Source organism: Mucilaginibacter sp. R-33 (genome assembly GCF_049949235.1).
Lineage (GTDB): Bacteria > Bacteroidota > Bacteroidia > Sphingobacteriales > Sphingobacteriaceae > Mucilaginibacter.
Genome location: NZ_CP188089.1, coordinates 886,129 through 899,036 on the forward strand (window position 1 = coordinate 886,129; position 12,908 = coordinate 899,036).

Annotated in this window: 14 protein-coding genes; 11 read left to right on the top strand and 3 right to left on the bottom strand. The window is 43.2% G+C overall.

The window, feature by feature from the left end; genetic code table 11:
• Positions 1 to 300: 300 nt before the first annotated feature.
• Positions 301 to 1,605, top strand: a complete 1,305-nt coding sequence (locus ACP26M_RS03880) for an IS4 family transposase (RefSeq protein ID WP_426589693.1) — start codon at positions 301 to 303, stop codon at positions 1,603 to 1,605.
• Between the two features lie 182 nt (positions 1,606 to 1,787).
• Here ACP26M_RS03880 and ACP26M_RS03885 read toward each other — a convergent pair whose 3' ends face one another.
• The 3 genes from ACP26M_RS03885 to ACP26M_RS03895 all read right to left on the bottom strand — a co-directional run bounded on the left by ACP26M_RS03885 (position 1,788) and on the right by ACP26M_RS03895 (position 3,032).
• Complete coding sequence (locus tag ACP26M_RS03885; protein WP_426586348.1) at positions 1,788 to 2,207, bottom strand: molybdenum cofactor biosynthesis protein MoaE; 420 nt, start codon at positions 2,205 to 2,207, stop codon at positions 1,788 to 1,790.
• 12 nt (positions 2,208 to 2,219) lie between these two features.
• Entirely contained in the window at positions 2,220 to 2,654 is a 435-nt protein-coding gene (locus ACP26M_RS03890; protein WP_090526445.1) for a GNAT family N-acetyltransferase, read from the bottom strand.
• Between the two features lie 135 nt (positions 2,655 to 2,789).
• Positions 2,790 to 3,032 carry a MoaD/ThiS family protein gene (locus ACP26M_RS03895; RefSeq protein ID WP_090526447.1) on the bottom strand — a complete coding sequence of 81 codons (243 nt, stop codon included), beginning with the start codon at positions 3,030 to 3,032 and terminating at the stop codon, positions 2,790 to 2,792.
• Between the two features lie 359 nt (positions 3,033 to 3,391).
• Here ACP26M_RS03895 and fdhD point away from each other — a divergent pair, with 359 nt between their 5' ends.
• From fdhD to ACP26M_RS03945, 10 genes are all read left to right on the top strand, one after another.
• Entirely contained in the window at positions 3,392 to 4,273 is an 882-nt protein-coding gene (fdhD, locus tag ACP26M_RS03900) for a formate dehydrogenase accessory sulfurtransferase FdhD (RefSeq protein WP_426586351.1), read from the top strand.
• 14 nt (positions 4,274 to 4,287) lie between these two features.
• A complete protein-coding gene (locus tag ACP26M_RS03905) occupies positions 4,288 to 4,644 on the top strand; it encodes a DUF7009 family protein (RefSeq protein ID WP_426586353.1) in 357 nt (118 codons plus the stop codon).
• Positions 4,641 to 6,956 carry an FdhF/YdeP family oxidoreductase gene (locus tag ACP26M_RS03910; RefSeq protein WP_426586355.1) on the top strand — a complete coding sequence of 772 codons (2,316 nt, stop codon included), beginning with the start codon at positions 4,641 to 4,643 and terminating at the stop codon, positions 6,954 to 6,956. The genes ACP26M_RS03905 and ACP26M_RS03910 overlap by 4 nt, the downstream gene beginning before the upstream one ends.
• Before the next feature lie 71 nt (positions 6,957 to 7,027).
• Positions 7,028 to 7,342 carry a hypothetical protein gene (locus ACP26M_RS03915; protein WP_426586357.1) on the top strand — a complete coding sequence of 105 codons (315 nt, stop codon included), beginning with the start codon at positions 7,028 to 7,030 and terminating at the stop codon, positions 7,340 to 7,342.
• A 107-nt stretch (positions 7,343 to 7,449) separates the two neighbouring features.
• Positions 7,450 to 8,055 (top strand): GDSL-type esterase/lipase family protein, encoded by a 606-nt coding sequence (locus ACP26M_RS03920; RefSeq protein ID WP_354484065.1) that lies wholly within the window; start codon positions 7,450 to 7,452, stop codon positions 8,053 to 8,055.
• A 43-nt stretch (positions 8,056 to 8,098) separates the two neighbouring features.
• On the top strand, positions 8,099 to 8,827 hold the full coding sequence (locus tag ACP26M_RS03925; RefSeq protein ID WP_090526459.1) for an esterase family protein: 729 nt from the start codon (positions 8,099 to 8,101) through the stop codon (positions 8,825 to 8,827).
• Between the two features lie 47 nt (positions 8,828 to 8,874).
• The gene (locus ACP26M_RS03930) at positions 8,875 to 9,390 is read left to right on the top strand and encodes an O-acetyl-ADP-ribose deacetylase (RefSeq protein ID WP_426586360.1); all 516 of its coding nucleotides are present in this window, start codon (positions 8,875 to 8,877) and stop codon (positions 9,388 to 9,390) included.
• A 129-nt stretch (positions 9,391 to 9,519) separates the two neighbouring features.
• The gene (locus ACP26M_RS03935; RefSeq protein ID WP_426586362.1) at positions 9,520 to 10,089 is read left to right on the top strand and encodes a Crp/Fnr family transcriptional regulator; all 570 of its coding nucleotides are present in this window, start codon (positions 9,520 to 9,522) and stop codon (positions 10,087 to 10,089) included.
• Between the two features lie 68 nt (positions 10,090 to 10,157).
• Positions 10,158 to 11,177: an alpha/beta hydrolase family protein gene (locus ACP26M_RS03940; RefSeq protein ID WP_426586364.1), complete on the top strand. Its 1,020-nt coding sequence runs from the start codon at positions 10,158 to 10,160 to the stop codon at positions 11,175 to 11,177.
• A gap of 106 nt (positions 11,178 to 11,283) precedes the next feature.
• Positions 11,284 to 12,681: a hypothetical protein gene (locus ACP26M_RS03945; protein WP_426586366.1), complete on the top strand. Its 1,398-nt coding sequence runs from the start codon at positions 11,284 to 11,286 to the stop codon at positions 12,679 to 12,681.
• Positions 12,682 to 12,908: the final 227 nt, after the last annotated feature.

The following is a 12,908-nucleotide window of genomic DNA, read 5'->3' on the forward strand; positions in this document are numbered from 1 at the left end:
TTGTTGGTGTTGTCACCATAGCCGTTAACCTAAGGATTTTAAAAAAGTTTTTTTGAGGAGTTATAAATGACGGGGCTTCGCCATTGGGCAAAACCACTTAGATTTTCCCATATTTGTATAGTTTAATATTTATTAAAAAGGCGGTTTGTTTTCGAGGCAATTACCGCCTTTTCTTTTATAAAAATAAGTTTTTTTTCGCGATAATCATTCATTTTAAGGGGAAAAGCGCCTTTTATTTTCGATCAAAGTACATTTGTTACTGATTATGCATCCGAACTACAAACCAGCATCCGCTCAGTTATAGACCCTGATAAACTTTCTGAATTAGCTCGAAAAAGTGGTTTCCTACAAAGGCAGTCCAAGCTAAAACCATCGGAGTTTATCGACACGTTGATGTTTAGTGATTTAGACCATAGCCAGCTTAGTCTGCAGGATTGCTGTAACGATCTGGCCCAGCAACATCAGAAATCTTTAAGTAAAGTTGGACTGCACAAACGCTTCAATACAAGAACGCTTGACTTTCTGAAATCGGTTTTGTCAACCCAAATGGCTTTAAAGCTGGATCATGGCCAGCTAAACAGCTGGCAGCCTTTTTCACGTGTGCTAATCGCTGATTCCTCTAAGTTTACGCTACCCGACCAATTCGCGGAAGATTATCCAGGCTTTGGAAACTTTGGAGTATCTTCTATTATGAACATTCAGTATTCTTTTGATTTGAAGCACGGGAACTGGGAGAACCTTGAATTAACAAAAGCAACTGAAAATGACCAAAGTCATTCGGGAAAGACATTAGACCGGATCTGCAAAGACGAATTGCATATCCGGGACCTGGGGTTTGTAACATTAGAATATCTTGCAAGAGTAATTAAGGAAGAGGCATTTTTCCTGAACAGACCTCACCCACAGGTAAAGTTTGTCCAGTGCAGCAATGGTAAGCAGATAGATTGGGTAAAGCTGTACCAAAAGATGCAGAATAATAATAATCATTTTGATACGGAGGTTATTGTTGGAACAGGTAAAGATGCCATCACTTGTCGCCTGATCGCTTTACCTGTACCGGAGGCGGTATGGTCAGAACGAATAAGAAAAGCTGAACAAAAAGCAAAAAGTCAGAAAAGTAAACTTACTGATAAGTACAAGACCCGTTGTAAATTCAGCGTATTCATTACCAATACAACGAAAGAATCCCTTAACGCGGCAGCTATTATTCAATTGTATCGCTTACGATGGCAGATTGAATTAGTATTCAAAACATGGAAATCGTTGTTCGGTATACATCAGATCAAGGCAGTTAAAAAAGACAGATTGGAATGCCAGTTGATCGCCAAATTCATATGGATATTACTCAACTGGAAGATCTTCCGATGTATCGATGCAGCTATTCAAAAGGGAGTGCCCGGATACGCTTGCTCTATGTGGAAGTTTTTCAAGCAGGCACGCCAGTTTGATTATGCATTAAGAAAAGTGGTAAAAAGCTCCATGAGCTTTGAACAGTGGTGCGAGATATTCATTTTCCCAATTATAAAAAACATGCTCATTGAACCTAAGAAACGGAAAAAAGCAGCCTTTGAGATTGTTTACGACATATTCAATCCCTTAGGTTAACGGATATGGTGTTGTCACCAACAACTTTTTTGTATCCTAAGCTTTTATAATGACGAAAACTCCAACAAGCGGCAGCTACGGAGCGGGAGTTGTTGGTGACAACACCAACAACGACGAGGAAAATCTCCCATTGAAAATTGAAAAATCCGAATTTCAAGTTCCGAAATCCAATATCCCAAATCCTAAGGATGTGCTGCCACCCAGACATCGCCATCCTCAAAGCTTTCTTTTTTCCAGATAGGGACGGTTTGTTTAAGTGTGTCGATGATGTACCTGCAGGCATCAAAGGCAGCGTCACGGTGCGCTGCTGAAACGGCAATAACAACCGGCACCTCGCCAACCTGCAGCAATCCGGTACGGTGATGGATCAGTATTTTTTGTACCGGCCAGCGTTCAAAGGCCTGCGCAGCAATTTTGTTCATCTCGCTGATGGCCATTGGCTCGTAAGCTTCAAAATCGAGCCTTAAAACTTTTTTTCCTTTGGTTGCATTGCGTACGGTACCAATAAACACATCTATCCCCCCGGATTCATGTGACATGATCCAGTCGATACATGATTGGATATCCAGTGTTTGGGCCGATAGGAGGATCTGTGTGTTCATAGCAATGCAAATCTATATTTTATCTGCCAATGATTTCATGAGGTATTTGGGCGATTCAGTATAACCCTGCTTGTAATAAAACCGGTGGGCGTCGGTCCTGCGTGTATGGCAGTGCACCTCTATCCTGTCGGCATCACGTTCTTTGCCAAGTTCGGTAATATAACCCTCAAGAGCCTTACCAATACCTTTGCCCCGGGTGTTTTCATCAACAGAAAAACAACTGATGCGAATAAAATCACCCTTAACAACCAGTTGAGTTAAAAAATCAATGGCGATAAAACCTGCAACCTTACCTTCATCTTCATAAACCAAAACCTTCGATGAAGGTTGCTCTAACATTCGTTCAAGGTTCCCCGGCAAAAAATCTTCAGTGCCTGGATAGCCCAATTGTGTTAGCAAATTTGATATTGCAGTATGATCGGCAAGCGTTGCGCTTCTGATGGCCATTCTATATTAAGTTGATTGTTTAATATTGATGAAATTGAGGGTAAGTCCTAAAATACTACTGCAAGCTGCCCACTAAAAACTGTAAACTGCCGCTAAAAAGTTTACTGCCACTGCTACTTAAAAACTGCAAACTGATTATCCCCCGCTTACCGGCGGAATGATCGCTATTTCGTCGCGTTCGTGAATAGTATCGCCGGGCAGGGCATATTCGTTGTTAACAGCCAGCATGTATGATGAAAGCTGCTTTAAACGCGGGTATTGTTGCTCAAGCAGGTATTTTAAATTGGAGATAGTTGCATCGTTGGTCATTTCCAGGCTAACTTCGCTGCTTCCAAATATCTCCTTAGCCACTCCAAAAGCCAGTATGTTGATCTTCATATCTCAAAAATATTCAAATTAGCTTACAAAACGAGCAGCAGGTTTAAATTTAACAAATCAACATATGTAAGTTCATTATGCGGGTCCAAACCTCCGGGTTTGAACCTAAACAAAAAAATAAGCTTGGAGGATTAACCTTGTTGGGGTTTACATGTGTTAATGCTGTTTTTAATGTAATTAATTGATTGTAAATTAAATAGTGTAAAATAGTTCGAATTCCTGTTAACCCCTTGCCGGGCTAAGTTAACGGCTGTTTTGCAGACGCTTGCCTCAAAAACAATTCAAACGAAGGGACTTAAACTTGCCTTCTGCATATAAACTTGCATAAACAAACTATGCCATAAATTGTATCTTTGAATATGTCTTCGCCATCAGTTATTCATATCCCGGTTGTAAAAGTTAACGCTAACCGAAGCGCAAGGGAGGAGGATAGCATAGCCATTGAAGAACCACTTGAAATTAAACTGCAATATGGTCCTGCAGATGGCAGAGAGTTACGTAATATCTCTGTAACTATGCGTACCCCCGGTCATGATGCCGAACTGGCAACCGGTTTCCTTTTTACCGAAGGCATTATTAAAAATGCAGATGAGATAAAATCAGCTAAACACAGCTTTATAACCTGCGCTGAAAACAAGGAGAACACCATGCTGGTAACACTTGAACAAGATGCACTGCCGTACCTTCAAAATACCGAACGGAATTTTTATACCACAAGCAGTTGCGGTGTGTGCGGAAAGGGTTCTATCAGCGCTATTCGCACAGTAAGCAATTTTGCCGCCGGGGCAGATGATGGCAATGTGATCCATAATTTGGTACTTAATCAGTTACCGAAGATTTTGCGCGGGCACCAGCGGGTATTTGATGATACGGGCGGTTTGCATGCATCGGCTTTGTTTACTCCTTTGGGTGAACTGTTATTATTAAGAGAAGACGTAGGCAGGCATAATGCTTTAGATAAGCTGATAGGTGCTGCTATGATGTATAACTGGCTGCCGTTGCAGCAAACAGTATTGTTACTTAGCGGCAGGGCGAGTTTTGAGCTTATTCAAAAGGCCGCGATGGCAGGCATCAGTATTATTGCGGCAGTAGGTGCGCCGTCAAGCCTGGCTATAGAACTGGCAAACGAATTTAATATTACACTGATTGGCTTTTTACGCGATGAGCGCTTTAATATTTACGCGGGCGCGCACCGGGTAATGGTCCCCGATGAGGCCGTACTAACGGCACCATCGGTGTAAACTGATTGATACCAATGAAAATAAGGATAAAAGGTAATTCATTAAGATACAGGCTCACAAAAACTGATGTAGCCAAACTGGCCGAAGAAGGTTATGTTCAGGAAACCGTCGATTTTGGCAGTCAGCAGCTTATTTATGCTTTGAGACTGGTTGATGATGAGCATCTTTCGGCAACCTATAAGGAGAATGCCATAACACTATATGTGCCAAAAACTGTGGCCACCGGCTTTGCCGACGACGATAAGGTAGGTTACGAAGGTAAACACGGCAGTTTGCATTTACTGGTTGAAAAAGATTTTACGTGTTTGGATGAAGTCGCCGAAGATCAAAGCGATAATTATCCTAATCCCTTAGCAGCTAAAAAGCCATGAGCAAGCAAGCAGAACAAGGACCGGCAGCAGAGAATCCTGAGGAGCTACTCGACCTGAAAATAACACATCCAAAAGACTGGGCGGCGGGTATCCCTGCTGTTACAGTGGCTATGGTTGATATATTAAAGGAAGCAGGCCTGGCAAGAGGTATGGAAGGCTTGTTTCATATGAACAAAAAGAGCGGTTTTGATTGTTCTGGCTGTGCCTGGCCCGACCCGGATGACGACCGTTCGCCCATCGCCGAATATTGTGAAAATGGAGCCAAAGCGCTTGCCGAAGAAGCTACTACCAAAAAGCTCACTGGTGATTTTTTTGCTGAAAATTCGGTAGCGGATCTTGCCAAACTTAACGATTATGAGATAGGGAAAAAGGGACGCATAGCCCAACCAGTATATCTGGCCAAAGGAGCTACACATTACACACCGGTAAGCTGGGATTTTGCCTTTAAAAAGATAGCAGATGAGCTCAACGCTTTGGCATCGCCTGATGAAGCTGCATTTTATACATCCGGCCGTACCAGTAACGAGGCTTCATTTACGTACCAGCTATTTGTGCGCGAGTTTGGTACCAATAACATGCCCGATTGCTCCAATATGTGCCATGAAAGTACCGGTGTTGGCCTTGCAGATACCATTGGCATTGGCAAGGGGACCGTCACCCTTAATGATTTTTACGATACCGATGTAATCATTATCATGGGGCAAAACCCTGGTACCAATCACCCCCGGATGCTTAGCGCGCTTGAAAAGGCCAAGCAGAAAGGCTCAAAGATCATTGCGGTAAACCCCTTGCATGAGGCTGGGTTAATGGGTTTTAAAAACCCGCAAACGGTAAAAGGCATTTTAGGTATCAAAACGCAATTGGCCGATCTGTACCTGCAGGTAAAAATAAACGGTGATATGGCTTTGCTAAAAGCCATGGAAAAACTGCTATATAAAGCCGAGCGGGAAAATTCCGGCAGTGTCTTCGATCATGAATTTATTAAAAAGAACACTACTGGTTACGTTGCCTTTTTAGACAGCCTGAACCAATACAAGATTGATGACCTGGCTAAAGCCGCCGGTTTAACAGTGAATGAAATTGAGCAGGCGGTTGATCTGCTTAAAAATAAAAGCCGCATCATTATTTGCTGGGCTATGGGCATCACCCAGCATAAAAACGGAGTGGATACCGTAAAAGAAATTGTGAACCTGGCCATGCTTAAAGGCGCCATTGGTAAACCCGGTGCCGGTTTGTGTCCGGTGCGTGGTCATAGCAACGTACAGGGTAACCGTACCATGATGATCTGGGATAAGCCAAAACCGAAGCAGTTGGATAAACTCAAGGAAGTTTTTGGTTTTGAGCCGCCGCGGGGCCATGGTTATGATGTTGTTGAATCTATTAAAGCTATGGACGAAGGCAAACTTAAAGTGTTTTTTGCCATGGGCGGCAATTTCCTTTCGGCTACGCCGGATACCCTGTTTACGGCACAGGCCTTGCGTAAACTTAAACTTTCGGTACATGTATCAACCAAATTAAACCGTAGCCATCTGGTTCATGGTGAAGAAGCTTTGATCTTGCCAACACTATCACGAAGTGATAAAGATGTTGTAAATGGCGAGGATCAGTTTATAAGCTGTGAAAACTCCATGGGGGTTGTTCAAATGTCAAAAGGGATGCTGAAGCCTGTATCTGAACATCTGATGAACGAGAACCAGATTGTATGCAACCTCGCCAAAGCTACATTTGGTAACCGCTCGGTTATCGACTGGGACAAATATGCTCAAAGCTATGACGCTGTGCGCGACGCGATTGCCAAAGTCATTCCGGGCTGTGAGGATTATAACCAAAAGGTACGTTTGCCCGGCGGTTTTTACCTGCCCAATGCCGCCCGTGAGGGTAAGTTTATCACCGAAAAAAATGGAGCTGTTGTGCCTTTTAATATCGCCCCGTTGCCAAAGCATGAACTGGCGGCTGATGAATACCATATGGCAACCATCCGCAGTCATGATCAGTTTAACACCACCATATATGGCCTTGACGACCGCTACCGGGGCATTCACAATGAGCGCCGGGTAATTTTGATGAACGAAAACGATATGAAAAATGCCGGTTTTAGAGCGCAGGAAAAAGTTGACCTGTTTAATTATGATGATGGTGTTGAGCGGGTAGCGAGGTTGTTTGTAGTTGTACCTTACAACATTCCCGAAGGGAATACAGCTACCTATTACCCCGAGGCCAATGTGTTGGTGCCGATCAACAGCGTTGCAGAACAAAGCAATACGCCAACATCCAAACTGGTTAATATCAAAATCAGGAAACACGTGGCTTAATAACCATTCTAAATACTTACACACTTAAAACAAAAGCGTTTACATAATACTTATCTCCTTAAAAAAGTATTATGTCATTTGATCAATATCACGAACCGGCAAATGAGCTATCCGACGAAACCCGCACCTTTGCCCGGATGATAGTTTCATTAACCGAAGAGGCTGAGGCTATAAACTGGTACGAACAGCGGATTTCTGTCGAGAAAGATAACCAGGCCAAAGCCATTATGCAAAACGCACAGCAGGAGGAGTTTAAGCACTTTGGTATGGACCTGGAGTTTTTACTGCGCAAAAAACCGGTATGGCGTACTACACTGCAGGCTATCCTTTTTAAAGAGGGTGATATTGTTGAGCTGGGCGCCAAAGGCGAAGAAGCGGCAGAATAATAGTCATTTTTACATTTTTAATACCATTGTTAATCATCGTTATATTAAGTTAGGGCTATTGTATTATCTTTAGCGCTTAAATTAATACGGCCCTACTATAGAAGAATATGATCTGGTACGAAGAGGATGTGAAGCAGCTGGAAATTAAGCGAACCAAGCTTGATTATGTGCCGCGGGTAATTTTTTATGGAAGCTCATCCATTCGTTTGTGGAATACGCTTGATGCTGATTTTGATGACATGCAACCAGTTAACCTGGGTTTTGGCGGTTCTACACTGGCTGCCTGTGTATGGTTTTTTGAACGTATAATGCATTCTTATAACCCCGAATCCATTGTAGTGTACGCGGGCGATAATGATCTTGGCGATGGTCGCAATCCCGAAGAAGTTTTTATATTTTTTAAGCAGCTCACGGTTGAGGTTGAACGGCTTTTTGGTAATATTCCCTGCTATTATATATCGCTTAAGCCAAGCCTTGCCCGCTGGCCTATTGTTGAAAAGTACAGGTACACCAATAGCTTAATTGAAAACGAGATAATACACCGCCATAAAAACTGGCAGTTCATCAATATATTTAATCAGATGATAGATGCTTCCGGTAAACCAATACGAGAATACTATGATAAGGATGGTTTGCACTTGAGCAGCGCCGGTTACGCTTTGTGGAAAAAAGCTGTTTTACAGCGAATGCCACAAAGTATCAAATTAGCTTAATATAGGGTTTACACGCATTTGTCATCTTTCAGCGGTTTAAAAGATGAAAAGAGAGTACCACAAGTGGTTCAGTCCGTCGCTTCAGCGCAATATGGAATTGCTGGTTTTTGGCCATGCGGGCGCCTCTGTTCTATTTTTTCCCACCCGCACAGCCCGGTTTTATGATTATGAAGACTGGAAAGTAATTGAAGCCTTACGCAGTAAAATTGAGGCAGGTCACCTGCAGGTCTACTGTGTGGATAGCATCGACCGGGAAAGCTTTTATAATGAGTTCAGTCATCCTTACCATCGCATGGAAAGGCACCTGCAGTATGAGCAATACATTTTACAGGAGGTAGTGCCCTTAATGAAAATACTTAACGCCGCCGGTTCAATTATTTCGGCAGGTTGCAGCATGGGGGCCTATCATGCGGTTAACATAGCATTTAAACATCCCTTGGTATTTGTGAAAGTAGTAGGTATGAGCGGGCGCTATGACATTACCCAGGCTATGGGCAATTTCCGCGACCTGTTAGATGGGTACCGCGATGAGAATGTGTATTTCAATATGCCTAACCAGTTTTTAAATAACCTGCATAGCCCCGAAATTATTGACCAAATCAAGCGTCTCCAAATTATCCTGGCCGTGGGCGAGGAGGATGCATTTTTGGAAGATAATAAATACCTAAGCACCGTATTGGCCAGCAAAGGCATCCAAAACAGCTTGTATATTTGGCACGAGGAAGCACACCGCGCCCGTTACTGGCGTAAAATGGTGCAACTTTATTTCTAAAAGCAAAACACTTTCCTGTTTGTTTATTTGCTATAATTTAAAATATTATGGGCACTATTGAATTAGTACAGGGCGATATCACAAAAATTAAAGCTGATGCCATTGTAAACGCGGCAAACACCTCGCTCATGGGCGGCGGCGGTGTCGATGGCGCTATCCATCGCGCCGGCGGACCGGAGATTCTGGAAGATTGTCGTAAGATAGTAGCCCGGCAGGGCGGCTGCAAAACCGGGCAAGCTGTAATTACAACCGGCGGTAAGTTGCCTGCTAAATACGTGATCCATACCGTAGGTCCTGTTTATAATAGCGGTAAAAAAGGCGAGGACGGACTGTTGCAATCCGCTTATTTAAATAGTTTGAAGCTTGCCGCCGAAAACGATGTACATACTATAGCTTTTCCTAATATCAGTACCGGTATTTATCATTTTCCAAAGGACAGGGCTGCGGCAATCGCTGTTAAAACGGTTAAAGATTTTTTGGCAGATAACGAGGTAGTTGAGAAAGTGATATTTGTCTGCTTCGATAACGAAAATTACAGCTTGTATAATAAGCTGCTCACTTAGCAGCACACTGTGCTTATCCCTTATATGTTGCAGACCCAGACTTACGAAGTTTCTAAAACTTCATAAGTCTTCACAGTTTAAAATGATCAGGAATTTGTCAACCCAATGCTAAGTGCATAAATTGCAGCTATGCATCCTGCTTTAAAACAACATCTTGAAGGTAAATTAATCCTCTCGCCTGAACATGAGCGGCTGATTGCAAATTGTTTTAAAACCCGTTTTACCAAACGAAACGAGACCCTGGTTGAAAAGGGAAGCATCGCAAAACATTTATATTTTGTGGTAAAAGGATGCCTTAGGGTATTCTTAACCGATAATGACGGCAATGAATCAACCCGGTTCCTAATATTTGAAGGGCGGATGGGTACCGCATTCCCCAGCTTTATATTAAAAGAGCCCTCTATTGCATCTATTCAAAGCCCCGAGCCGTCCGAACTGTTGGTGTTGACCTATGCGGATCGCGACCTGCTTCTTCAGGAGATCCCCGGCTTTGAAACTCTGTACCGTACAGGTCTCGAACTTGATTATATAGCATCCATCCAACGGATAGAAAGCCTCATCACTATGGATTCAAAAGCCCGTTACAATATCTTAATGCAAACCCAACCAGAGATCATTAAAAGGTTACCTAATAAAATTGTTGCCGATTACCTCGGCATCTCGCAGGAAACCCTGAGCCGCCTTAAATCAAAAAAGTGATTTATTGACTATTGTCAATCTTTTTGAATCGCTAAATGTCTTGTTTTGTGATATAAACGCTAAACATTATGTGCAAACAAATCTTCACCATTATTATAATCTTGCTATCAGGCCATCTTGCGATTGCCCAAAACTTAGGCGAACGCACCCTCGATTTTAAAGATGAAAGTCGTAACCGCCCGGTGGTAACGGAAATCTGGTATCCAACTGCTGATACGTTGAAGCCTGCAGATAAACATTTTTCGCCCTTTTTAAGGCAGCCAACGGTCCGTAATGGTAAGCTTCCGGCAAATAAACTGCCGCTTATCCTGCTCTCTCATGGTACAGGCGGCGGCCGGTTAACTTTGGAGTGGCTGGCCCAGGCCATCGCAAACAGCGGTTGTATAGTTGCTGCTGTCGATCATTACGGCAACACCTATGATCATAAAATTCCCCTTGAATTTGTTAAGCCATGGGAACGTCCGCTGGATATCAGCTTCGCCCTTACATCCTTACTGAATAACCCCGAGATTGGCCCCCTTATTAATCAGCAAAAAATAGGCGCAACCGGGTTTTCATTTGGCGGCTATACCATGATCGCCCTGGCCGGTGCAAAGCTTGATTTTGAACAGGCCCGCAACTATTACAAAACCACAGGCCGCAAAGAGCTGGAAATCCCCGAATTTCCGGGCTTGGTAAAATTACTGGACGATAGCTCCATGATCGCCGATTCCAAACATGTGCCCCCGCTAAAAGATCAAAGAATCAAAGCATTCTTTTCCATATCACCTGCCTTAGGCTTTGGTTTTACCCGTAAAGAGCAGGTAGCTGATATTAAAGGCGTCTTGTATATTGTAGGTTCGCAAAGTGATAGCATAGCCCCGGTTAAAACCAATGCGAGGCATTATCATCAGCTGATTGGCAAATCTAAGTATATCGAGCTACCTGGCAAAACAGGCCACTACGTAATGCTTGGTGAAGCAATTGATGCAGTTAAAAAAGAAGCGCCAATATATTTCACCGATGATCCGTCGGTTAACAGGCATGCTATACATTTACAGGTGGACAGCTTGGCTGTCGGTTTTTTTAAGACTGCGTTAAAGTATTAGTCGGCCGGTAAAATTTAACAAAACCTTATCATTAGGCTAAAAACATTTTTATCGTGCAGGAGTTGATAGTTAAATCTGAATCGTAGAATTTTTTCCTGCCGATACTATGAAAGCTTTTATGTTAGGTTTGCTTATCACACTTTTTGCTGGTGTTAATGCCGGCGCGCAAACAAAAAATGTAAGCGGTGTTTACGCCGGTATTGAAATAACCCTACCTGTTACTATGGGGGGAGGCATGGGCCGCAGTGATGTTGTTTTCCAGTTAAGGCCCGATGGTACTTTTAACGATTTGCTTGAAAAGCCCGATTGGAAAACACATGTTGCAGGCCGTTACCAGGTACAGGGCAGTACGCTCAAGCTGCAGTATCTCAAAGGCGCCAAACAGGAATATAAAATTGAATCTGACGGCGATATCGATGCAGGTTCTTTCAGTATTTTAAAGCTCAATACTGCCGATAGGGTACCTGCCGGTTATTATCAATTTACACATGCAAGTAGCATGGGAGGCGGGAATACCGGGCAGGTATTTGTTGGCACATCGGGCTCAAAAGGTCTTTATTTTGATGGTAAGGGCAATTTTAGCCAAAATAGTTCTTCAGCTACCATGGTATCCGGTGAAGGCATAGGAGGTGGCGGAGGTCGCAAAGACAGCGGGGCAGGTACCTATACAATTAAAGATGGAGTACTTACCCTAAATTACAATACAGGTAAAACCGAAACGCATAGTTTCTTTTGCCGCCCCGGTGAAAAACCGGTGATGGCTGCCATTGACGGCAATATTTATTTTATGGAGGACAAAGCACCCAAAAGCGCGTCATCCTCATCTAAAACAACATCCGGGTCTTCCGGCAATGCCAAAACAACTGCCGGAAATCAGGCAGCTGAAACCGGTGATAATGATGCTGCGGGTTTATTAAACAAGGCTGCCGAAGTTCATGGCGGTGCAAAGCTCAATGCAATTAAAACCATGCAGATCTCCGCTACAATGACGGGCTTCGATTTTACTATTAAGATTGACCTGCCCGCTCATCGTGTGCGCTCTGAGATTCGCAAAGGTGGGAAGTTGTTGCAGGTTGAGCAAATGGAAGGTGATAATGGCTGGCAATGGCGTAACGGCGATAAAAAACCGCTTTCATCTTCCCGCATATCGCAATTGAAACAAGGTTTCCGTTCAGGAGCGTTATTATTCAGGAAAGAGAACCTCGACCATATTCAAAATGTTAAGGCACAGGAGGGTAAAAATAACGTGATGATAGTGAGCTATAGTTTTGACGGCATAACCAGTTTTGCCGTGTTAGACAATAAAAATCAGTTGGTTGGCGAAGGTACTAAAGTAGGCTCGTTGGTGCAGATATCGGCTTTTACCGGTTTTAAAACTGTTGATGGTATTGTTTTCCCTGCCGCCGAATTACAAACAGAGGGTGCGCAAAAAAGCAGCATTACCTATAACGATTATAAAATAAATCCAGCCTTTACCGAAGCTGATTGGGCAGATGCCCGTTAAGATCATGCCATGGAGTTTTGATAATATATATTATCAAATAGCTGCAAACGCCAATTATTATATAATCCGCAATTGCAAACAAACCTTACATAATAGCTGCCGTTATCTCGCGGCCTTCCCGGCAGATGCCATAAATGATAAGCGTTAAAATTAGAAGGTACGCAAATGCCGAATTGGATTAGATTAAGGTTGTTACTATGCAAGTGGCGGGTTTAAACCTCGTCACT

Coding starts and splice junctions, on each gene's coding strand:
- ACP26M_RS03885 (WP_426586348.1), bottom strand. CDS start 2,207: ATGAACACACAGATCCTCCTATCGGCCCAAACACTGGATATCCAATCA.
- ACP26M_RS03890 (WP_090526445.1), bottom strand. CDS start 2,654: ATGGCCATCAGAAGCGCAACGCTTGCCGATCATACTGCAATATCAAAT.
- ACP26M_RS03895 (WP_090526447.1), bottom strand. CDS start 3,032: ATGAAGATCAACATACTGGCTTTTGGAGTGGCTAAGGAGATATTTGGA.
- fdhD (WP_426586351.1), top strand. CDS start 3,392: ATGTCTTCGCCATCAGTTATTCATATCCCGGTTGTAAAAGTTAACGCT.
- ACP26M_RS03905 (WP_426586353.1), top strand. CDS start 4,288: ATGAAAATAAGGATAAAAGGTAATTCATTAAGATACAGGCTCACAAAA.
- ACP26M_RS03910 (WP_426586355.1), top strand. CDS start 4,641: ATGAGCAAGCAAGCAGAACAAGGACCGGCAGCAGAGAATCCTGAGGAG.
- ACP26M_RS03915 (WP_426586357.1), top strand. CDS start 7,028: ATGTCATTTGATCAATATCACGAACCGGCAAATGAGCTATCCGACGAA.
- ACP26M_RS03920 (WP_354484065.1), top strand. CDS start 7,450: ATGATCTGGTACGAAGAGGATGTGAAGCAGCTGGAAATTAAGCGAACC.
- ACP26M_RS03925 (WP_090526459.1), top strand. CDS start 8,099: ATGAAAAGAGAGTACCACAAGTGGTTCAGTCCGTCGCTTCAGCGCAAT.
- ACP26M_RS03930 (WP_426586360.1), top strand. CDS start 8,875: ATGGGCACTATTGAATTAGTACAGGGCGATATCACAAAAATTAAAGCT.
- ACP26M_RS03935 (WP_426586362.1), top strand. CDS start 9,520: ATGCATCCTGCTTTAAAACAACATCTTGAAGGTAAATTAATCCTCTCG.
- ACP26M_RS03940 (WP_426586364.1), top strand. CDS start 10,158: ATGTGCAAACAAATCTTCACCATTATTATAATCTTGCTATCAGGCCAT.
- ACP26M_RS03945 (WP_426586366.1), top strand. CDS start 11,284: ATGAAAGCTTTTATGTTAGGTTTGCTTATCACACTTTTTGCTGGTGTT.